Origin of the sequence: Jiangella endophytica (genome assembly GCF_003427025.1) — a bacterium.
Taxonomy (GTDB): Bacteria; Actinomycetota; Actinomycetes; order Jiangellales; family Jiangellaceae; genus Jiangella; species Jiangella endophytica.
Genome location: NZ_QVAI01000005.1, coordinates 243898 through 263516, shown reverse-complemented (window position 1 = coordinate 263516; position 19619 = coordinate 243898). Strand labels below are relative to the sequence as shown.

At 72.4% G+C, this 19619-nt stretch carries 20 protein-coding genes; 9 read left to right on the top strand and 11 right to left on the bottom strand.

All coding sequences use genetic code 11. From position 1 onward, the window contains the following. Positions 1 to 15: 15 nt before the first annotated feature. Complete coding sequence (locus tag DZA62_RS13070; RefSeq protein ID WP_116949503.1) at positions 16 to 1452, bottom strand: MFS transporter; 1437 nt, start codon at positions 1450 to 1452, stop codon at positions 16 to 18. A gap of 277 nt (positions 1453 to 1729) precedes the next feature. Here DZA62_RS13070 and DZA62_RS13065 point away from each other — a divergent pair, with 277 nt between their 5' ends. Then, on the top strand, positions 1730 to 3079 hold the full coding sequence (locus tag DZA62_RS13065; RefSeq protein WP_116949331.1) for an FAD-dependent oxidoreductase: 1350 nt from the start codon (positions 1730 to 1732) through the stop codon (positions 3077 to 3079). On the opposite strand, the gene DZA62_RS13060 is transcribed toward DZA62_RS13065, so the two are convergent. Continuing rightward, positions 3060 to 5465, bottom strand: coding sequence for a transglycosylase domain-containing protein (locus DZA62_RS13060; protein ID WP_116949330.1), 2406 nt, complete (start codon positions 5463 to 5465; stop codon positions 3060 to 3062). The two genes, DZA62_RS13065 and DZA62_RS13060, sit on opposite strands and share 20 nt — an antisense overlap. A 255-nt stretch (positions 5466 to 5720) precedes the next feature. After that, positions 5721 to 6221 (bottom strand): gluconokinase, encoded by a 501-nt coding sequence (locus tag DZA62_RS13055; protein WP_116949502.1) that lies wholly within the window; start codon positions 6219 to 6221, stop codon positions 5721 to 5723. An 83-nt stretch (positions 6222 to 6304) separates the two neighbouring features. On the opposite strand from DZA62_RS13055, the gene DZA62_RS13050 reads away from it, so the two are divergent. Beyond that, positions 6305 to 6709 carry a VOC family protein gene (locus DZA62_RS13050; RefSeq protein ID WP_116949329.1) on the top strand — a complete coding sequence of 135 codons (405 nt, stop codon included), beginning with the start codon at positions 6305 to 6307 and terminating at the stop codon, positions 6707 to 6709. Positions 6710 to 6716: 7 nt separating this feature from the next. Here the strand turns inward: DZA62_RS13050 and DZA62_RS36835 are convergent, their stop codons facing one another. Beyond that, positions 6717 to 7217, bottom strand: a complete 501-nt coding sequence (locus tag DZA62_RS36835) for a CGNR zinc finger domain-containing protein (RefSeq protein ID WP_232827417.1) — start codon at positions 7215 to 7217, stop codon at positions 6717 to 6719. A 142-nt stretch (positions 7218 to 7359) separates the two neighbouring features. Here DZA62_RS36835 and DZA62_RS13040 point away from each other — a divergent pair, with 142 nt between their 5' ends. The 3 genes from DZA62_RS13040 (at position 7360) to DZA62_RS13030 (ending at position 9335) form a co-directional block, all read left to right on the top strand. Further along, entirely contained in the window at positions 7360 to 8193 is an 834-nt protein-coding gene (locus tag DZA62_RS13040; RefSeq protein ID WP_116949327.1) for an alpha/beta fold hydrolase, read from the top strand. A gap of 73 nt (positions 8194 to 8266) precedes the next feature. Beyond that, the gene (locus DZA62_RS13035) at positions 8267 to 8446 is read left to right on the top strand and encodes a hypothetical protein (protein ID WP_116949326.1); all 180 of its coding nucleotides are present in this window, start codon (positions 8267 to 8269) and stop codon (positions 8444 to 8446) included. 52 nt (positions 8447 to 8498) lie between these two features. After that, a complete protein-coding gene (locus DZA62_RS13030) occupies positions 8499 to 9335 on the top strand; it encodes an SMP-30/gluconolactonase/LRE family protein (protein ID WP_116949325.1) in 837 nt (278 codons plus the stop codon). A 3-nt stretch (positions 9336 to 9338) separates the two neighbouring features. Here the strand turns inward: DZA62_RS13030 and DZA62_RS13025 are convergent, their stop codons facing one another. Genes DZA62_RS13025 through DZA62_RS13000 form a run of 6 tightly spaced genes read right to left on the bottom strand, consistent with a single transcriptional unit; the run spans position 9339 to position 13997 of the window. Beyond that, positions 9339 to 10019 (bottom strand): class I SAM-dependent methyltransferase, encoded by a 681-nt coding sequence (locus DZA62_RS13025; protein ID WP_116949324.1) that lies wholly within the window; start codon positions 10017 to 10019, stop codon positions 9339 to 9341. A gap of 41 nt (positions 10020 to 10060) precedes the next feature. Continuing rightward, positions 10061 to 10969 carry an ABC transporter permease subunit gene (locus DZA62_RS13020; RefSeq protein ID WP_116949323.1) on the bottom strand — a complete coding sequence of 303 codons (909 nt, stop codon included), beginning with the start codon at positions 10967 to 10969 and terminating at the stop codon, positions 10061 to 10063. After that, complete coding sequence (locus DZA62_RS13015; protein WP_116949322.1) at positions 10966 to 11853, bottom strand: ABC transporter ATP-binding protein; 888 nt, start codon at positions 11851 to 11853, stop codon at positions 10966 to 10968. The genes DZA62_RS13020 and DZA62_RS13015 overlap by 4 nt, the downstream gene beginning before the upstream one ends. Further along, positions 11850 to 12245 (bottom strand): GntR family transcriptional regulator, encoded by a 396-nt coding sequence (locus DZA62_RS13010; RefSeq protein ID WP_116949321.1) that lies wholly within the window; start codon positions 12243 to 12245, stop codon positions 11850 to 11852. Before DZA62_RS13010 ends, DZA62_RS13015 begins: the two co-directional genes overlap by 4 nt. Before the next feature lie 55 nt (positions 12246 to 12300). Continuing rightward, on the bottom strand, positions 12301 to 13314 hold the full coding sequence (locus tag DZA62_RS13005; RefSeq protein WP_116949320.1) for a hypothetical protein: 1014 nt from the start codon (positions 13312 to 13314) through the stop codon (positions 12301 to 12303). Then, positions 13311 to 13997 (bottom strand): GNAT family N-acetyltransferase, encoded by a 687-nt coding sequence (locus DZA62_RS13000; RefSeq protein ID WP_116949319.1) that lies wholly within the window; start codon positions 13995 to 13997, stop codon positions 13311 to 13313. Before DZA62_RS13000 ends, DZA62_RS13005 begins: the two co-directional genes overlap by 4 nt. A 157-nt stretch (positions 13998 to 14154) precedes the next feature. On the opposite strand from DZA62_RS13000, the gene DZA62_RS12995 reads away from it, so the two are divergent. The 3 genes from DZA62_RS12995 to DZA62_RS12985 all read left to right on the top strand — a co-directional run bounded on the left by DZA62_RS12995 (position 14155) and on the right by DZA62_RS12985 (position 17269). After that, a complete protein-coding gene (locus DZA62_RS12995) occupies positions 14155 to 14826 on the top strand; it encodes a response regulator transcription factor (protein WP_116949318.1) in 672 nt (223 codons plus the stop codon). Next, the gene (locus tag DZA62_RS12990) at positions 14823 to 16019 is read left to right on the top strand and encodes a sensor histidine kinase (protein ID WP_116949317.1); all 1197 of its coding nucleotides are present in this window, start codon (positions 14823 to 14825) and stop codon (positions 16017 to 16019) included. Before DZA62_RS12995 ends, DZA62_RS12990 begins: the two co-directional genes overlap by 4 nt. 170 nt (positions 16020 to 16189) lie before the next feature. Continuing rightward, a complete protein-coding gene (locus DZA62_RS12985; RefSeq protein WP_116949316.1) occupies positions 16190 to 17269 on the top strand; it encodes a fatty acid desaturase family protein in 1080 nt (359 codons plus the stop codon). 23 nt (positions 17270 to 17292) lie between these two features. Here the strand turns inward: DZA62_RS12985 and DZA62_RS12980 are convergent, their stop codons facing one another. Next, positions 17293 to 17790 (bottom strand): cupin domain-containing protein, encoded by a 498-nt coding sequence (locus tag DZA62_RS12980; RefSeq protein WP_116949315.1) that lies wholly within the window; start codon positions 17788 to 17790, stop codon positions 17293 to 17295. A gap of 137 nt (positions 17791 to 17927) precedes the next feature. Between DZA62_RS12980 and DZA62_RS12975 the strand changes: the two genes are divergently transcribed. Next, the gene (locus DZA62_RS12975) at positions 17928 to 19613 is read left to right on the top strand and encodes a DEAD/DEAH box helicase (protein WP_116949314.1); all 1686 of its coding nucleotides are present in this window, start codon (positions 17928 to 17930) and stop codon (positions 19611 to 19613) included. Positions 19614 to 19619 lie beyond the last annotated feature (6 nt).

Below are 19619 nucleotides of genomic sequence, written 5' to 3'. Positions count from 1 at the left end.
CTCCGCGCTCGGTGATCAGATGTCGGCGCCGGACAGCGTGGACCCGCGTCGCCCGTAGTTCCACCAGGTCAGCAGCACGCAGGTCACGTAGAAGCCGAGGAAGATCACGAACGCGGTCGCGACGGCATCCGCGGGCACCCGGCCGTCGTTCACCAGGCCGAGCACGCCGAACGTCGCGACGATGACGAACCCGCCGAACGCACCGACCGCCGACGACAGCCCGATGACGGCGGCCGCCTCGGTCCGGCCCCGCGCCAGGGCGGCCGTCCGGTCACCGTCGCCCGCCTCGCGCAGCGCCTGCTGCTGGAAGATCATCGGGATCATCCGGAACGTCGACCCGTTGCCGATCCCGGTCGTCACGAACACCAGCAGGAACGCGCCGAGGAACAGCGGCCAGCTGCCAGCGTCGACCGCCACGATCACGACGACGGTCCCGGCGGCCATCGCCGCGAAGTTCCAGAACGTCACCCGCGAGCCGCCGATCCGGTCGGACAGCCAGCCGCCGAACGGCCGCGCCACCGACCCGACCAGCGCGCCGAGGAAGGCGTAGTTCGCGGCCGGCACCTCGGGGAACTGCAGCTGGATGAGCAGCGGGAACGCCGACGAGTAGCCGATGAACGAGCCGAACGTGCCGATGTAGAGCCACGACACGACCCAGGTGTGCTTGTGCCGGACGACGGTGATCTGCTCGCGGAACGTCGCCAGCGACACCGACAGGTTGTCCATGAAGAACCACGCGCACACCGCCGCGACGAGCCCCAGGACCGCCCACACCCACCCCGCCCGGGCCAGGTCCACCCCGGCCGCGCTGGCACCGACCAGCCCGAACAGCCCGCCGGCGCCGACGATCAGCGGCAGCCCGAGCTGGATCAGCGCGACGCCGACGTTCCCGCCGGCCGCGTTCAGCCCGAGTGCCAGCCCTTTCGACCTGTCCGGGTAGAAGAAGCTGATGTTCGTCATGCTGGACGCGAAGTTCCCGCCGCCGAACCCGGCCGTCGCCGCGATCAGCAGGAACGCCCAGTACGGCGTGCCCGGGTTGCCGACCGCCACCGCCAGCAGCACCGTCGGCACCAGCAGCAGCAGCCCGCTCACCACCGTCCAGTTCCGGCCGCCGAAGCGCGGGACCGCGAAGGTGTAGGGGATCCGCAGCAGCGCACCGACCGCGTTCGGCACCGCGACCAGGAAGAACATCTGTGCGGCGGAGAAGCCGAAGCCGTAGTGCGCGACCAGCAGCGCCGACGAGATGCTCCACAGCGTCCACACGGAGAACGCGATGTTCTCCGCGAAGATCGAGAACACCAGGTTGCGCCGGGCGACACCGCGGCCGGTGCGCTGCCAGAACGCCTCGTCCTCCGGCTCCCAGTGATCGATCCAGCGCCCGCCGCGGCGCCGGCCGCCGGGCGGAGCGGGCGCCGCTGTCGTGGTGGGCGCGAGCGTCGGTGTGTCGGTCATGACGTCCTCCGGATCGGGGTCTGACTCCACAGGCCGCCGACGCTAGGAACGCTCCATTAAGGTGACGTGCCCTGAGCGGCGCGCTCGTGTCAACGTCTCCTCACCCCGGGCCGCGACCCGCCGTGAGACCCCTCGGAATGATCACGTTAAGGAGGGGTCTGTTCGCTTCCCCAGGCATGCATGCCTCGGAGAGCGGGAGCACCCCTCCTTAACGTGATCATTCCGAGGGGGGCGAGGGCTCTGGTGCCGCGGGGCGATCTCGGCATACGTTGGAGCGATGGAGGACGACGACAGTCGATCCGAGGCGGCCGGCCGGGCTGCCGCCATCGTCGGGGCCGGTCCGGCCGGCTTGTACGCCCTGGCGGCGCTGGTGCGTGAGGAACGGTTCGAGCGCATCGACGTGTTCGAGGCCGCGCCCGCGCCGTACGGCCTGGTCCGCTACGGTGTCGCGCCGGACCATCCGAAGACCCGCAACATCTCGCGGGTGCTGGCCCGCGGCTTCGAGCACACGCGGGTGCGGTTCCTCGGCAACGTCACCGTGGGCCGCGACGTCACCGTCGACGAGCTGCGGGCCGGCTACGACGCCGTCGTGGTGTCCACCGGCATGCTCGGCGACCGGCGGCTGGGCATCCCGGGCGAGGACCTGCCCGGCTCGTTCGGCGCGTCCGAGCTGGTCGCCTGGTACACCGGCCATCCGGAAGCGCGCGCCGTCGAACTGCCGGCGCGCCTCACCAGCGCGACGGTCATCGGCGCCGGCAACGTCGCCCTCGACATCGCCCGCATCCTCGTCAAGGACGCCACGGCGCTGCGCACCACATCCATGCCTCGGCACGTCGTCGAGGTCCTCGCGGCGAGCACCGTCACGGACGTCCATCTGGTCGCGCGGCGCGGGCCGGCGCAGGCCAAGTTCACCTCACCGGAGCTGCACGAGCTGGGCGCGCTCGACGACGTCGACCTCGTCGTCGACCCCGCCGACCTCGTGCTGGGCCCGGCCGACGAGGAGGCCGTGGCGCAGGACCGCCACGCCAAGGTCACCGTCGACGTGTGCCGCGAGTGGTCACAGCGCCCGGCCACCGATGCACCCCGCCGCATCCACCTGCACTACTGGCGCCGGCCGGTGCGCATCCTCGGCGCGACCGCGGTCACCGGTATCGAGCTGGAGCCGACCCGCCCCGGCGACGCAGGCCCGTTGACGCTGCCGACACAGCTGGTCGTGCGGGCCATCGGCTACCACGGCACGCCGATTCCCGGGCTGCCGTTCGACGACGCCAGCGGCACCGTGCCGTCGCGCGACGGCCGGGTCCTCGACGACGGCGCGGTGATCGCCGGGGTCTACGTGACCGGCTGGTTGCGCCGCGGCCCCACCGGCGTCATCGCAACGAACCGGGGCGACGCGAACGAGGTGGCGGAGTCGGTGCTCGCCGACCTCGACACCTTGCCGGAGCGGCCGTCCGACCCCGACGGTGTCGACAAGCTGCTGGCCGAACGCGGCGTCCGGGTGGTCACGTGGGCCGACTGGCTGCGGCTCGAGGCACACGAGAAGGCCACTGGCGACGCCGCGGGCGGTGACCCGATCGTCGTGCACGACCTCGCCGTCGCCCTCGAGGTCATCGACGCCGCCGGCTGATCCCGCCCACGGCCAGCGCACCTGCGCCGAGCAGCACGACCCCGGCCTGACCGCTGCGCGCGCCCGGGTTGGGGGTGCCGTTCTCCGTGCCGGCGTCGGTGCCCGCCTCGGTGCCGGTGTCCGACCCGCCGGAGTCCGTTCCGGTGTCGGTGCCACCGGTGTCGGTGCCACCCTCGTCGCTCGGCGGCGGCTCCTCGGTGGGCGGCGGCGGCTCCTCGGTGGGCGGCGGCGGCTCCTCGGTCGGCGGCGGCTCCTCACCACCCTCGTCGCTGGGCGGCGGCTCCTCGGTCGGCGGTGGCGGCTCCTCGGTCGGCGGCCGTCCGCCCTCGTTGCCGTTCTGGTTGCCGTTGCCGTCGTCCTCGTCGTCGTCGTTCGGACGGTTGGGACGCTCGTTGCTCGGGCGATCCTCGTCGTTGCCGTTGTCCTCGCGGATGTTCGCGGCGTCGGGGAAGTCCTCCTCGGGCAGGCCCTCGAGCGCGCCCTCCATGAACGCCGTCCACGTGCGGCCCGGGTAGGCGCCGCCGCTGAAGTGGTCCATGCCGCCGACGCCGTCGAGCGACTGGGTGCCGTCGCCGCGGAAGTAGACCACCGACGCGGCCAGCTGCGGGGTGTACCCGGCGAACCAGGCCGTCTTGTCGTCGTGGGTACCGGTCTTCGCGGCGACCGGACGGTCGAGGTCCTGCGCGGCGTCGGCGGTGCCGTTGTCGACGGTCTCGGTGAGCGCGTAGGTGACGTCGTGGGTGACGTCCTCCTCGAACACGCGCTCGTCCGACACCCCCAGTTCGTGCGTGACCGTGCCCTCGCGGTCGACGACCTGCTGGATGGTCGTCGTGGCCGAGCGCACGCCCTGCGAGGCGAGCGTGGCGTAGGCGTTGGCCATGTTCAGCGCCGAGACGCCGCCGATGCCGATGGCGACGCGCGGGTTGAGGTTCTCCTGCAACTGGGCGTCGTCGGGGAAACCGGCCCGGACCAGCGAGTCGACGACCTTGTCGGCCCCCATCTCCATGGCGACGTCGACGAACGCGGTGTTGATGGAGTTCTCCATCGCGCGTTCGAGCGTGACGTTGCGGCCGTAGTCGCGGTTGCCCTGGTTGTTCACCGGCGGACCGAGCTCGGGCGGGTCGAACGGCGAGTTGCCCCAGAACCGGCTGCGCAGCGAGTAGCCGTTCTCCAGCGCCGCGGCGAGCACGAACGGCTTCACCGTCGAACCGGCCTGCGGGATGGCGTCGACGGCGTCGTTGTAGCTCTGCTCGACGGCGTCGGGCCCTCCGTACACCGCGACGACGGCGCCGTTGCCCGGCCGCACCGCCGCGAGGCCGATGCGCACGCCGTCGGCGTCCTCGGTGGGCCGCTCGTCCTGGATGGCCTGGATGGCCGCCGACTGTGCCTGGATGTTGAACGTCGACGTGATGCGCAGGCCGCCGGTCTCGATCTCCTGCTCGTCGAAGCCCCGGGCGACCAGTTCGTTGCGGACCATCATGAGCAGGTAGCCGTTGGGCCCGCCGTAGCGGTTGACCTGCTGCTCCGGCAGGACTTCCGGCGCCACGGTGGCGTCGGCCGTGGCCTGGTCGATGGCGCCGGTGCCCACCATGCCGTCGAGCACGTACTGGAACCGCTGCGCGAACCGCTCGGCGTTCTCGGGGCCGAGCGTGGGGTCGTAGCGTGTGGGCGAGCGCAGGATCGAGGCCAGCGCGGCGCTCTGCGCGAGGTCGAGGTCGGCGACGTCGACGCCGAAGTAGGACCGCGACGCCGTCTGCACGCCGTACGTGGCGCGGCCGAACCAGATGGTGTTCAGGTAGTCGGCCAGGATCTGCTCTTTGTCGACGTCCTGGTCGATCTTCACCGAGATGACCAGCTCACGCAGCTTCCGCGTGTAGGAGCGGTCCTGGGTGAGGTAGTAGTTCTTGACGTACTGCTGGGTGATGGTCGAGCCGCCACCGGCGCTGGACGAGCCGCGCAGGGCGTCCCAGCCGGCCCGGACCATGCCGGTGACGGAGAAGCCGGAGTTCTCGTAGAAGCTGCGGTCCTCGGCGGCGACGACGGCCTGCTGGAGCGTCTCGGGGATCTCCTCGATGCCGACGATCTCGCGGTTCTCGGCGCTGAATCGGCCCAGCTCGGTCTCGCCGTCGTCCCAGTAGACGATGGTCGACTCGGACGTGGAGAAGTCGTTCGGCTCGGGCACGTCGATCATGGCGAACGCGACCCCGATGGCCCCCGCGCACAGCAGGAACATGCCGAGCACTGTGAAGCCGAACACCTTCCAGTTGAAGACGCGGCGCCAGCCGGTCCGCTTCTGGCGGCCGGCTCGGTAACGGGCTCCGCCCTTGTCGGGGCGGTCCGTGGGGTCGGCGGATTCGGTGTTCTCGGGTTCGCGTTCCGTGCTCATGACTTCTTCGATGGTACGTTGCGCGGTTCGGTCGCTCGGGTCAATGAGAAGACGGCCGAGGCCGCCGAGGAGTTCCGGCCTGCGGGGCGGCGCCGGTCACATCCGCCGCCGCCGCCGCGGCCCGCCCGGGGACGGGCACGGCGCAGCGACGTTTCTCCGCCACCCCCGCGAGCGGAGACCACGATTCGCCGCACCCTGCCCGCCGACCCGGTATACCCGGTTCGCACCTTTGCTGAAACCGAGGTCAGGATCACATCACTCCGCGTGACCGCGCGCTCTCTCACCGAGCCGGCGCAGCGCCTCGGCGACGAGCTCGTCCGGGTCGCCGTCGATCGGGACCCGCACGCCGTCCTCGTCCGCCTCCAGCGGCTCCAGCGTGTCGAGCTGCGAGCGCAGCAGGCTCGGCGGCATGAAGTGGCCCTTCCGTGCCTTCATGCGGACGGCGAGCAGCTCCGGGTCGCCGTCGAGGTGGACGAACGTCACGCCGCCGGCGGCCTCGCGGAGGACGTCGCGGTAGACCCGGCGCAGCGCCGAACACGTGACGACGGCGCTGCGACCCAGCGCGGACTGTTCGGTGAGCCAGTCACGCACAGTGGCCAGCCACGGCCCGCGGTCGTCGTCGGTCAGCGGCGTGCCGGCCGCCATCTTCGCGACGTTGGCCGGCGGGTGCATGTCGTCGGCCTCGGCGAACGGCCGGCCGAGCGCGTCGGCCAGCCGCGTCGCGACGGTCGTCTTGCCCGAGCCGGACACGCCCATGACGACGATGTGGGGCGGGAGGGTCACGCGGTCCAGCCTGACACGCCCTGGCCGCCGACGCCCACGGCGTCCAGACTGGGGGCATGACCGACTCCGAGCCGGTGCGCGAGCTGCGCCTCGTCGTCACCGTCCCCGACCACGACGCGGCCGTCCACTTCTACCGCGACGTGCTGGGCCTGCCCGAGCTCGCCGACTTCTCCTCGCCCGACGGCCGGGTCGTCCTGCTCGGCGCCGGCCGCGCCACCATCGAGATCGTCGACCAGGACCAGGCCGAGTTCATCGACCGCGTCGAGGTCGGGCGACGCGTCGCCGGGCACGTCCGCGTCGCGCTCGAGGTCGACGACTCCGCCGCGACCACCCGCCGGCTCGCCGACGCCGGCGCCGAGGTCCTCGCCGAGCCGACGCGCACCCCCTGGGACTCGCTCAACTCCCGCCTCGACGCCCCCGGCGACCTCCAGCTGACGCTCTTCACCGAACTCGGCGACTGAGGCCGGGTCACTGCTCCTTCGCGGTCTCCTTCGACCGCGCGTAGTGGCGCCGCGCCTTCGCCCGGTTGCCGCAGACCTCCATCGAGTGCCACTTCCGCGCGTTGGCGCGGCTGTTGTCGACGAGGAAGTGCTGGCAGTCGGGGGCGGCGCACGGCCGGATGCGCGAGCCGTCGGGCCCCTGCAACCCGGCCCACTCCTCGACGGCCCGCACCCCCACCCGGCGCCCGGCCGGGACGTCGTCGTGCCAGAGCAGGCCGTCGCGGGTGAGCTGGGCGCGTCGCCGCATGACGTCGACCCACGGCGTCAGCGCGTCCAAGGACGCCTCGCCCCTGATGACGGCGGCCAGGACCGGCCGCACGTCGCGGGCGTCGGCGATCTCCTCAGGCGTCCCCAGCCCGTCGTGCTCGCGCAGCCAGGCCCGCGCGGCCGCGTCGTCGCCGAGCTCGTCGCGCGGCCCGTCGGGATAGACGATGCGCGAGTTCACCAGGTCGAGCAGCAACGGGGTCATGTCGGTCCTTTCCGATCGTCTCCATTCTAACCTCATAGCAGCTCTTGACAGGTTGGAATATCCGCGCTTCCATCGAACTTGTAACCCCCGCAATCGACAGAACCGGTTAGAGGACCGGTCGAGCGGAAACGGAGCCAGCGTCATGCCGTACATCACTGTCGGAACCGAGAACACGGCGAACATCGACCTGTACTACGAGGACCACGGCACCGGACAGCCGGTCGTGCTGATCCACGGCTACCCGCTCGACGGGCACTCGTGGGAGAAGCAGTCGGCGGCGCTCCTGGACGCCGGTTACCGCGTCATCACCTACGACCGTCGCGGCTTCGGGCGGTCCAGCCAGCCCACGACGGGGTACGACTACGACACGTTCGCCGCCGACCTCAAGACGGTCCTCGACACCCTCGACCTGCGTGACGTGGTGCTGGTCGGTTTCTCGATGGGCACCGGTGAGGTGGGCCGCTACCTCGGCACGTACGGCAGCGAGCGGGTCGCCAAGGCCGCCTTCCTCGCGTCGCTGGAGCCGTTCCTGCTGCAGACCGACGACAACCCGACCGGCGTGCCGGGCGAGGTGTTCGCCGGCATCGAGCAGGCCGCGAAGTCCGATCGCTACGCCTGGTTCGACCAGTTCTACAACGACTTCTACAACCTCGACGAGAACCTCGGCACGCGCATCGGTGAGGCCGCCGTCCGGGGCAGCTGGAATATCGCCGCCGGCGCGTCGTGGTACGCCTCCTCCGCCGTGGTGCAGAGCTGGCTGACCGACTTCCGCGCGGACATCGAGAAGGTCGACGTCCCTGCGCTGATCCTGCACGGGACCGCCGACCGCATCCTGCCGATCGACGCGACGGCCCGCGAGTTCACCAAGCGACTCCCGAGCGCCGACTACGTCGAGGTCGAGGGCGCACCGCACGGCCTGCTCTGGACCCACGCGGACGAGGTCATCGAGGCGCTGCTCGCGTTCCTGCGCAAGTGAGTCACCGACGAGGGGCGGCCGGGCGTGGTCCGGCCGCCCCTCGTCGCGTCCGGACTCCGTAGGGTCGGGAGGCATGAGGCGGACGCTGCCCTGGGCTGCCGGAGCGCTGGGCGCGGTGCTGCTCTGGGGCGAGGCGGACCGGATCATGATCGTGTCGCATCCGCTGCACGCCGAGAAGGGCCGCGCCTGCCTGCACCGGGCCGATCCGGAGCCGGCCCGGCGGCTGCGCCGGATCGACCGAGCCGAGCGATGAGTTCTCCCGCCCGCGCCGGTCTGCCCGATGAGACCGACGAGGAGGACCGGGCATGGACACAGCACGGGTGCTGATGGACGGGATCGTGTTCGGCGAGTCGCCGCGCTGGCACGAGGGACGGCTGTGGTTCTCCGATTGGGGCGCCCACCAGGTCGTCGCGGTCGACGACGACGGCCGCCATGAGGTGGTGGCCACGGTCGAGTCGTTCCCGATGTGCATCGACTTCCTGCCCGACGGGCGGCTGCTGGTGGTCGACTCCGCGGAGCGCCGGCTGCTGCGCCGGGAGGCGGACGGGTCGCTCGTCCCGCACGCGGACCTCTCCGCGTTCTCGGAGCACCCGTGGAACGACATCGTGGTGAGCGAGCGCGGCGACGCCTACGTCAACGGCATCGGCTTCGACTTCCCCGGCGGCGAGTTCGCGCCGGGCCTGGTCGTCCGCGTCACGCCCGACGGCCGGGTGGAGCGGGTCGCCGACGCTCTGGCGTTCCCGAACGGAATGGCCATCACGGCCGACGGCGCCACGCTCATCGTCGCGGAGTCGTACGCGAACCGGCTCACGGCGTTCTCCATCGAGCCCGACGGCGCCCTCGGCGAGCGGCGAGTCTGGGCGGACACCCCCGGCGACCATCCCGACGGCATCTGCGTCGACGCCGAGGGAGCGGTCTGGTACGCCGACGTCGGCAACCGGCACTGCGTCCGGGTCGGCGAGGGAGGCGAGGTACTGGCGGTCGTCGAGTCCGACCGCGGTGCGTTCGCCTGCGCCCTCAGCCGCGGCGACGACCCGCGGCTCTACGTCGTCGGCCAGGAGTGGGACGGCCCGCCGCCGCCCGAGCCGACCGGACGGCTGGTCGCCCACCCGGCGCCGGCGCCGGGAGCCGGCCGTCCCTGACGATCACTCGGGAAGCCGGTCGGCAGCCAGGCCGAACAGGACCGGGACCGGTTCGTCGCCGTCGTCCTCGGCGGTCTCGCCCAGGACGAGTCCCGCGCCGGTCACGGCGTTCAGCAGCTCAGGCAGTGGGACGTTGACGACGCCGACGCGGGAGCGGATCCCGTCGCCGAGGAGCGGGTGCTCCTCGACCCGCTCGTGCCGGCGATAGCCGGGATGGACGATGCGGCGCCCCCGGGAGTCGTGCTCGACGAAGACGCCGCCGAAGCAGGGATGGGCGGCGACGACCACGAGGCGGCCACCGGGTCGGAGCACCCGGCGGGCCTCGGCGAACACCGGCGGCAGCGCGTCGAAGTCCGTGGTCGTCATGATCGTGGCGACGGCGTCGACGGACTGGTCGGCGAGCGGGAGGTCGTCGGCGCTCGCGACGATCGCGGCGACGCCGGTCCGGCGGGCGAGCTCGACCTGCCGGGCGGAGACGTCGACGCCGATGACGCGCCAGCCCAGGCCGGTCAGTGCCGGGACGTGGGCGCCGCCACCGCAGCCGAGGTCGAGGCAGAGCCGGTCGTCGCCGGGGCCGAGCAGGCGGTGCAGGAGACGGTCGGCCGAGCGGGCGAACGGCCGGCCCGCTCCGCTGCTGACGTAGCCGGCGTACCAGTCGGCGAACTCGTCGTAACGCTGTCCCATGGCCCCACTCGACCAGAGGTCGTGGCCGCACGCCCAGGCAATTATGCCGTTACGGTGACCGCCCCGGCCCGGCCGCCGTCGGTCGTCGGCGGAGCCTTCGGGGCACTCCGGCCGAGCACGAGCCGCCAGGCGATCGCCAGCAGCACGACGGTGATGCCGAGGAGGATCGTGGTCTCGATGAGCTGGAACTGCCAGAACCTGTCGTCCGGCTGGTATCGGACCGGCGGGAACCCCTCGCCGGGGCCCATGGTGATGTCGTCGATGGGCCAGCCGTGGGCGATCCGGTCCGGGTCGTCCGACGTCAGTGGCTCGCGATAGCGGGGACGGAGCCCGAACTCGATCGGCAGCCGCAGCGCGAGGTAGACGGGGATGACGACGGCCGCCGCCACCAGGACGCGGCGGAAGACCACTCCGGCCAGGACACCGATCGCCACGCCCAGCAGCACGTAACCGGGGAACACCAGCACGGCGTGGTTGAACTTCCCGCTCGTGAACCGCTGGATGTCCACGGGTTCGAACCACCAGCTCAGACCGGCGGCGAACACCACCGAGGCGATCAGGACGACGCCGAGCACCACGACGAGCTTGGTGGCCAGCCAGCGGGTCCGGGTCACGCCCTGGGTCCAGGCCAGCTGCCAGGTGCCCTGCTCGAACTCGCGGGCCAGCAGGGGAGCGCCGGCGAGCATGCCCGCGACCATCGGCAGGAACGGCAGCCAGGAGGTGAACTGCTGCGGCAGGCCCGCGTACTTGTCGTCGAAGGCCATCACCTGGTCGATGCAGGCCTGGTCGGTGCCGGCGAGGAAGACCAGGTGGCATTCCCGCAGACCAAGACGGTCGTAGGCGTCGTGCATCGCCACGCCGTGCGTGAGCAGCAGGATGCCGAGGCCGGCCAGCAGGATCGCCGCCCCGAGGAACTCCCCGCGGTGCTGGCGCCACGCCACCCAGATCATGCGCTCAGCTCCATCTCGCTCGGGACGGGCCAGGGTTCCCGGGCGCGTCGCAGATAGGCGAGGACGAGTTCCTCGAGCCCGATCGGCCTGGCCTGCCACCCGGGCAGCGGCTCGGCGGGCCCGATCCTCGCGACCACGTGGGCGTGCCGGTCGGCCTGGTCGACGTGGACCACGCCCGGGCCGCCTGGTACCCCCGCGCTCGGGCCGGTGAGCACGCGGTGGTCGCCGAGCAGGGAGTCGACGTCGCCGGCGAGCTGGACGCGGCCGCCCGCCACCACCACCAGATGGTCGCAGACGCGCTCCAGTTCGGCGATGTTGTGGGACGAGAGCAGCACCGTGAGACCCTCACCGGCCACGGTGCCCATCAGGACCTGCAGGAACTCGCGGCGGGCCAGCGGGTCGAGACTGGCCACCGGCTCGTCGAGGATCAGCAGCCGGGGCCGCTTGGCGAGGGCGAGTGCCAGGGCGACCTGGGCCTGCTGGCCGCCGGAGAGCCGGCCCGTGCGCTGCCGCGGCGAGATGCCGAGCTCGGCGATGCGCCGCTCGGCGAAGTCCTGGTCCCAGGTCCGGTTGAGGGAACGACCCAGGTGCAGCAGATCGGACACCCGGAACCGCCGGTAGACCGGGTGGTCCTGGGCCACGAACGCCAGTTGCGCCAACGCCTGTGGCGACTGGGCCGGCGCCAGTTCACCGAAGAGCGAGATCGACCCGGCCGACGGCCGCTGCAGCCCGGCGACCAGCTGCAACAAGGTAGTCTTCCCCGCACCGTTGGGCCCGACCAGGGCGATCACGGCCCCCGCCGGCACCTCGAGGTCACAGTCCTGGAGCGCCCACGTCGACCGGTACCGCCTACCCAGGCCCCGGGTGACGAGCGCCGCGCTCATGCCGCACCTTCCTCAGTCAGTTCCCGCCGCACCACCGCCAGCAGCGCGCCGACCGCTTCCTCGTCGAGTCCCGCGGCCTCGGCCTCCCGTAGCCACCGTTCCAGGCCTCGCCGCAGCTTCGCGTACTGCGCCGGCGGCACCGTGACGTCGGGAGCCCGCGCGACGAACGTCCCCACGCCAGGCCTGGGATCGACCAGGCCCTCGTGCTCGAGCTGGCGATAGGCCTTCGACACGGTGTTGGGGTTGATCGCGAGCTGCTCGACCGCCTCCCTGATCAGCGGCAGCCGGTCGCCCTCCCTGAGGTAGCCCACCATGACCGCCTGCCGCACCTGATGGACCAGCTGCAAGTACGGCGGCACCCCGGACGTGCTGTCGAGTTGGAATATGAACACGAGCCAGCCTCCCTGCTTTCCTATGGAACTAGTAAAGCAGGGAGCCATGCGGCCGTCAACGATCGTCAGGCGGCCGCTCGAACCCGAGATGGACGTGATCGCGGTGCAGGTCATCGGCGAAGTGCTTGCCACCGGGGCCGTCCGGGTCCACCGGGCCGCCGATCTCGTCGCTGCCGGTCGCCCGCACCGCCGCGAGGAAGTCGAGCAGGAACGGCTCGTCCTTGCCCATCGACACCACCGGCCGGCCGTCGACGGCCCAGATGTCGACGGCCCGGCCACGGGTGTGGTTGCTGGTGCGGTCGGTACCGAAGACGTTCTCGGGGTGTCCGCCGCGGAACACCGACACCGCCGGCTGGTAGGTCCCGGACAGCTCCAGCAGCGCCGCGACGACCCGCGCGTCGACGACGCCGGCGGCGAGGTCGGCGAGGGCCGCCTCCGGCAGCTGGACCCGCCCGCTCGCGGCCAGCTCGGCGGCCGGCCCGGTCAGCGCGGCGGCCGCGGCGGGAGCCGGGGCGACGGGACGCAGCTCGGTGACCGTCCACACGCCGCCGGAGCGCGCCAGCCGGACGTCCGCCGTCACGACCCGCTCGAGCAACGCCTCGCCGTCGACCCAGGTCTGCCGGACGACCGTCATGACGCTCGCGGTGCCGCGCTCCAGTCCGCCGTACTGCGGGTAGACGATCTGCGCGACGGCGGGCGCGGCGGGCGGCAGCAGCGGCCCGGCGGTGCGCTCGAGGCCCGGCGATGCCCCGGCGGCGGTCAGCCGATCGGCCGCGGGGGTGACGGCACCGCCGCCGGGCACCGAGCCGAGCGCCTCCAGCACCCGCACCGCCGCCAGCTTGACCTCGGGCGAGATCTCGTTCCCGCCCGGCTGCCACGGGGCCACCACCGGCAGGTCCGGAACCGGTGACGGGGGCTCCGGCGCCGGACCTGCCGGCTGCTTCTCGGGCGGACGCGGCGGCATGGTGCGGGCGGCACGCGACCGCGGCTGCTCGGCTCCGCACGCCGCCACGACCGCTGCCGCGGCCCCGGCGAGGAAGCCACGGCGCCCGACTCCGCGACCGGTCATCGAGCCCGCACGAACCGTGGGTCGATCCGGTAGGTGTGGACCTCGTCGCCGTCGCGGTCGACGTGGCCGCCGACGCGGTGCCAGCCGGCCCGCTCATAGAACCCGGCCGCGCCGCGAGCACCCACCTTCGTGACCAGCTCGACGCGCTCGACGCCGGCTGCCGCGACGATCGAGAGGAACGCCTCACTCAGCTCCGTGCCGATCGAGCGGCCGCGCTGCGCCGGCGTCACGACGATGGCCTCGAGCACGGCGATCGACCCGAACCCCGCCTCCGGTACGTCGCCCTTCGCGACCACGCGCGCCGGGGCCGCGGCCCGGCCGAGCAGCCGTCGCGCGTACCGCATGCCGCGGGACCGGACGAACTCCGCGGCGAGAACCGGCCGGGTGAGCAGGGCGCGCAGCCCGGCCAGCGTGAGCTCACGGCGACGGTGCCCGATGATCCAGGCCACGTTGGCCGGCCGGTCGGTGGTGCCGAGCGTGAACCCGACGACCTCTCCGCCGCGGGTCGCGACCAGCACGACGCCGTACCGCGACTCCAGGTGGGCACGGTGCCAGCGGCGGACGAAGGCCTCGCCGAGCCGTGGGAACAGGCCGTGCGGCAGCTCGGACACGTGCAACGCCGCGGTAGTGCGCAGGTCGCCCTCGCCGGCCGGCCGGACCTCGATCTCGCCATCAGTGCTCATCCTCAGCCTCTCTGCGACCGATCCCCCGCACCCAGCTCTCTTGTCCTGGTAGACGCCCCGTCGAGCGGCGGCGTTGTCACGAGGCGCGGTCTTCTCGATTCATGGTTCGGCGCGAATCTCAGAGGAACCTCAGAGCACTCGTGCGAGCATCGATGGCATGGCAGGCGACCAGGACCACGCGTTGCTGCTGGTCGAGGACGACGCCAAGCTGGCGGCGCTACTGGACCGGCTGTTCACCGGCGAGGGCTACACCGTCGACGTCGCCCGCGACGGCCAGTCCGGACTGCACCACGCGCTGACCAGCCGGTACGCCGTCATGATCATCGACCGCGGGCTGCCCGCCATCGAGGGCGTCGACCTCGTGCGCAAGGTGCGCTCGCGGGGCGTCGCGACACCGATCCTGGTGCTGACCGCGCGCGGCACCACCGAGGACCGCGTCGAGGGCCTCGACGCCGGCGCCGAGGACTACGTCGTCAAGCCGTTCGAGATCGACGAGCTGCTGGCCCGGGTGCGTGCGCTGCTGCGCCGGCACACCGACACGTCGGCCCGCCTCGATCTCGGCGAGCGCTACCTCGACGTCACCGCGCGACGGGTGGTCGGCGGAGCGGCCGCTCCGATCGAGCTGTCCGGGCGTGAGAACGAGCTGCTGCAGCTGTTCGCCGCGCACCCGACGCAGGTCTTCACCCGCGACGAGCTGCGCCGGCTGGTGTTCCAGGACGCCGACAGCCCCGGCGCCGTGGACACCTACGTCTACTATTTGCGCAGGAAACTCGGCCGGGACGTCATCCGTACCGTCCACGGCCTCGGCTACCGGATGGGGTCCGCTTGAACTGGCGCCGAGGCGGCTCCGAGCGCCGCCCCACCTCCGCGCCGGCCGACCGGCGGCTGCTGCGCCGGGCGTCGATCGTCGTCGCGGCGCAGACGGGCGTCGCCGTCGCGCTGGTCATCGGCGTCATCATCGCGCTCGTCTATTCGATCAGCGGGCAGGAGCGGATCTCCGCCACCGAGCACAAGCTGCAGGCCAAGCTGGCCCTGGCCGCGCCCGGCGAGACGATCGTCGACGCGCTGCCGGATGGCTGTCCCGAGGACGAGGTCCGGGCCGCCGTCGACACGCTGGAGCCGGGCACCCGGCGGTTCGAGACGTGCGACACCCCGTTCCTCGCCCATGTCGAGGAGACCGGCCGCGAGCGGACCGCGGCGGTGACGAACTTCACCGAGCAGCAGGAGGAGACCGAGCGGCTGGCCCGGCTGTCGATCCTCGTCGGCGTCGTCGGCGCACTCGCGGCGGCCGGGCTGGGCTGGCTGGTGGCGCGGCGCGCCGTCCGTCCGCTCGGTGACGCGCTGACGTCGCAGCGCCGGTTCGTCGCGGAGGCCAGCCACGAGCTGCGCACCCCGCTCGCGATCCTGCACACCCGCGCCCAGCTGCTGCAGCGCCGTCCCAGCACCGACGACGACCAGCGGCAGGAGATCGACCAGCTGGTCGACGACGCCAGGGTGCTCAACGACATCGTCAACGACCTGCTGCTGTCGGCGGAGATGCAGCTCCGGCCCGAGGCGCGGCAGCCGGTCGACCTCGCCCGGATCGCCGCCGAGGTCAAGGGCTCCTTCTCCGCCACAGCCGACGACGCGGGCATCGACCTCGTCATCGACAGCGTCCCGGCCGAGTCCCACATGGTCACCGGCGTGCCGAGCGCCCTGCGCCGCGCCGTCGCCGCCCTCGTCGACAACTCGATGGACCATGTGGCCCGCGGCGGCACCATCACGCTCGGGCTGTCCGGGTCCGGTGGCACCGTCCGCATCAGCGTCGTCGACGACGGCGACGGCCTCGACCCCGAGCTGGCCGCCCAGCTCACGCAGCGGTTCCGCCGCGGCCCCGGCGCCAACGGCAACGGCCACCCGCGGCTCGGCCTCGGCCTCGCGCTGGTCGACGAGATCGTGCACGCCCACGACGGCACCCTCGCGATCGACGGACGTCCCGGCGACGGCGCCACCGTCACCCTCACGTTCCCCGCGGCGCCATGAGCCCGTCATGCCCGATCTGCGGTCCGTGGGTCGCATCGAGCGTTCGGCACCGATAGGTTCTGGTTGCTGCCGGAACCTCGATCTCGATGGAGCCGTTGTGGCAGTGACGACGTCACAGCTGTGACGCCTCGGCCGGGCACGGCCGCGATCACCAGAAGGGTGCCCCTTTGATGACCACGGCCATGGAGAGTCCGGCTGCGCGCGGATCCGCCCGCGACCGGCATGTCAGCACGTACGCCGAGCTGTCCAAGCTCATCCAGGCGGCCGGGCTGCTGAAGCGCCGCTACACGTTCTACTGGTCGCTCATGCTCGGCACGGTCGCCGCGTTCGCCGCCATCTGGGTCGGCTTCGCCATGCTCGGCGACTCCTGGTACCAGCTGCTGCTGGCCGCGGCGCTCGCCGTCGTCCTCGCCCAGTTCGGCTTCATCGGCCACGAGGGCGCACACCGGCAGATCTTCGCCTCCCACCGCTGGAACGAGTGGACCGGACGCATCATCTCCGGGCTGTTCGCGGGTCTGAGCTACAGCTGGTGGATGCGCAAGCACACCCGCCACCACCTCAACCCCAACAAGGAGGGCGCCGACCCCGACATCGGCCCGGGTGTCCTCGCCTTCTCGCCGGCGGCGCTCGCCCAGCGCGGCCCGGTCGGCCAGTGGTTCGCGCGGCGGCAGGGCTGGTTCTTCTTCCCGCTACTGCTCCTCGAAGGTCTCGCCCTGCACGCCCACAGCATTCAGAACATCGCCCGGCGCGAACGGCTCGAGCACCGGTGGGTCGAGATCCTCTTCGTCACCGTCCGCCTCGGCGGCTACCTGGCGGCGCTGTTCATCGTCCTGCCGCCGGCCAAGGCCATCGCGTTCTTCGGCGTCCAGATGGGGCTGTTCGGCCTGCTTCTCGGCGGCGCCTTCGCCCCCAACCACAAGGGCATGCCGATCGTCCCCGCCTCCATGAAGATCGACTTCCTCCGGCGGCAGGTGCTCACGTCCCGCAACATCACCGGCGGGCCGGTCACCGACCTCGCCATGGGCGGTCTCAACTACCAGGTCGAGCACCACCTGTTCCCGAGCATGCCGCGCCCCAACCTGCGCAAGGCGCAGCCGATCGTGCGCGAGTTCTGCGAGCGGCACGGTGTCACGTATACCGAGACGTCGCTGGTGGGGTCCTATCGGATCGTGGTCCAGTATCTGAACGACGTCGGCCTGCGGGCGCGCGATCCGTTCGACTGCCCCATCACCGCCCAGTACCGCACCTAGACCGGCTCCCCAACCGTCGGCGGTCACACCCAGTGGTTGTCGTGGCGGAGGTAGAAGGCCGCCCGCTCCTCCTCACTGAGCTCCAGTCCCTTGGACACGGCGGCCAGGGTCTCGAAGTAGTCCTCGCGCGGCGCGCCAGGCGTGAACATCAGCAGCATCGAGGCCGGCTCACCCAGCACGTTCTTGAAGCCGTGCACGCCGCCCGGCGGGACGTGGAGGAAGTCGCCAGGGCCCGCCTCGACCCAGTCGGTGCCGTTGTAGAGGCTGACCGCGCCGGTGAGCACGTAGAACGACTCGGTGATGGTCCGGTGGAAGTGCGGGCCGGGGCCGGACTGACCGGGGCCGAAGGTCCACCGGTAGAGCCCGAAGTCGCCGCCGGTCCCGCCGCCGGTGGCCAGGTAATCGACCGTGACGCCGGAGGCGTACGTCACCTCCGGCGGTGCGTCGGCGCGTCGCAACCGCACGTCGACCTCGCCGTTCGCACCGTCGTAGCGGCTGGGCGGATAGGCCGGCAGACTCATCTCGTTCCTCCTGTCGCAGCAGAACCCGGTTGGTCACCGGGCACCCGATAAGGCACACTAGGCACCGACGGGACGTCATGACACGTCCCCGAGGTCGAGTGCGTTGCGCCGATGTCGGCGCAGGTTCCCCCTTCCAGATGAGCGGGAGCCCCCATCGTGACCGGCCACTCCCTCTACGTCCTGGAAGGACGTCCGTGCCCACCGACACCCGCACCTCGCGGGGCGACGGCGCTCGCCGCCGCCCCCGCAACCGCAACCGACGCCCGGCCGCGGCGTCCGCTGCGCATCCCCAGCTCGCCCCCGACACCACGGTCGCGTCGGCCCGACCGGCCGCGGTCGCCGACGACCGGTCGTTCGCCGACCTCGGCGTCCCGGCCACGATCGTCGCGGCGCTCGCCGCCGACGGCGTCACCCGCCCGTTCCCGATCCAGGCCGCCACCCTGCCCGACACCCTGGCCGGCCACGACGTGCTCGGCCGGGGCCAGACGGGGTCCGGCAAGACCATCGCCTTCTCGGTCCCGACGGTGGCCCGGCTGGTCGCCTCGCGCGCCGGCCGCCAGGCCCGGCTGCCGCGCGCACTCGTCCTCGTGCCGACCCGTGAGCTGGCCAACCAGGTCGCCGCGACGATGGCGCCGCTGGCCGCGGCCACGGGCCTGCGCATCGCCACCGTCTTCGGCGGCGTTGGGCAGGGCCCGCAGGTCAAGGCGCTCAGGAACGGCGTCGACGTCCTCATCGCATGCCCCGGCCGGCTCGAGGATCTCATCGCGCAGCGCCATTGCGACCTCGGCGCCGTCGAGATCACCGTCCTGGACGAGGCCGACCACATGGCCGACCTCGGCTTCCTGCCCGCGGTGCGGCGGCTGCTCGACACGACCCCACGCGGTGGCCAGCGGCTGATGTTCTCGGCGACGCTCGACAACGGCGTCGACACGCTCGTGCGTCGCTACCTCACCGACCCGGTCCTGCACTCGACGGCACCGGCCGTCGCGCACGTCTCGACCATGGACCACCACGTCATGGCGGTCGAGACGGCCGACAAGGGCCAGGTGGTGCGCGAGCTCGCCTCGGGCCAGGGCCGCACGCTGCTGTTCGCCCGCACCAAGCACGGCGCCAAGAAGCTGGCGAAGGCGCTCACGGCGGCCGGCATCCCGGCGGTCGACCTGCACGGCAACCTCAGCCAGGGCGCCCGGCAGCGCAACCTCGCCGCCTTCTCGGCCGGGACGTCGCGCGTGTTGGTGGCCACCGACATCGCGGCCCGGGGCATCCATGTCGACGACGTCGGCCTGGTCGTACACGTGGATCCGCCGGCCGAGCACAAGGCGTACCTGCACCGTTCCGGCCGGACCGCCCGAGCCGGGGCCGGCGGCACCGTGGTCACCGTCATGACGCACGATCAGGCCGGCGACGTCCGCGCGCTGACCCGCCAGGCCGGCATCACGCCGACCATCACCCGGGTCGCGCCGGGGCATCCGGCGATCGCCGAGCTCACCGGCCCCGCGGCGCCCCTGGTCGCACCGCCGGCGCCGGCCGCTCGCGCCACCGTGGCCGACGAGGCCTCCGGTGCCCAGGACGGACGGGGACGGCCGCGGCGCCGCCGGGGTGGGCGTTCGGGCCGGGGCAGCGACGGCGCTGCGTCCGGCGCCGCAACGAGCACGTCGGGCACCAGCACGGCGACGACGGCGAACCGGCGCGGCCGCGGCCGGTCCGGCACGGCATCGGGCCGGTCGGGTACGGCGTCCGGCCGGTCCGGCACTCCGTCGGGCCGAACCGGCACCCCGGCCAAGACGGCCGATTCCTTCTCGGCCTCGCTGCGCCGCCGCTGATCCCTC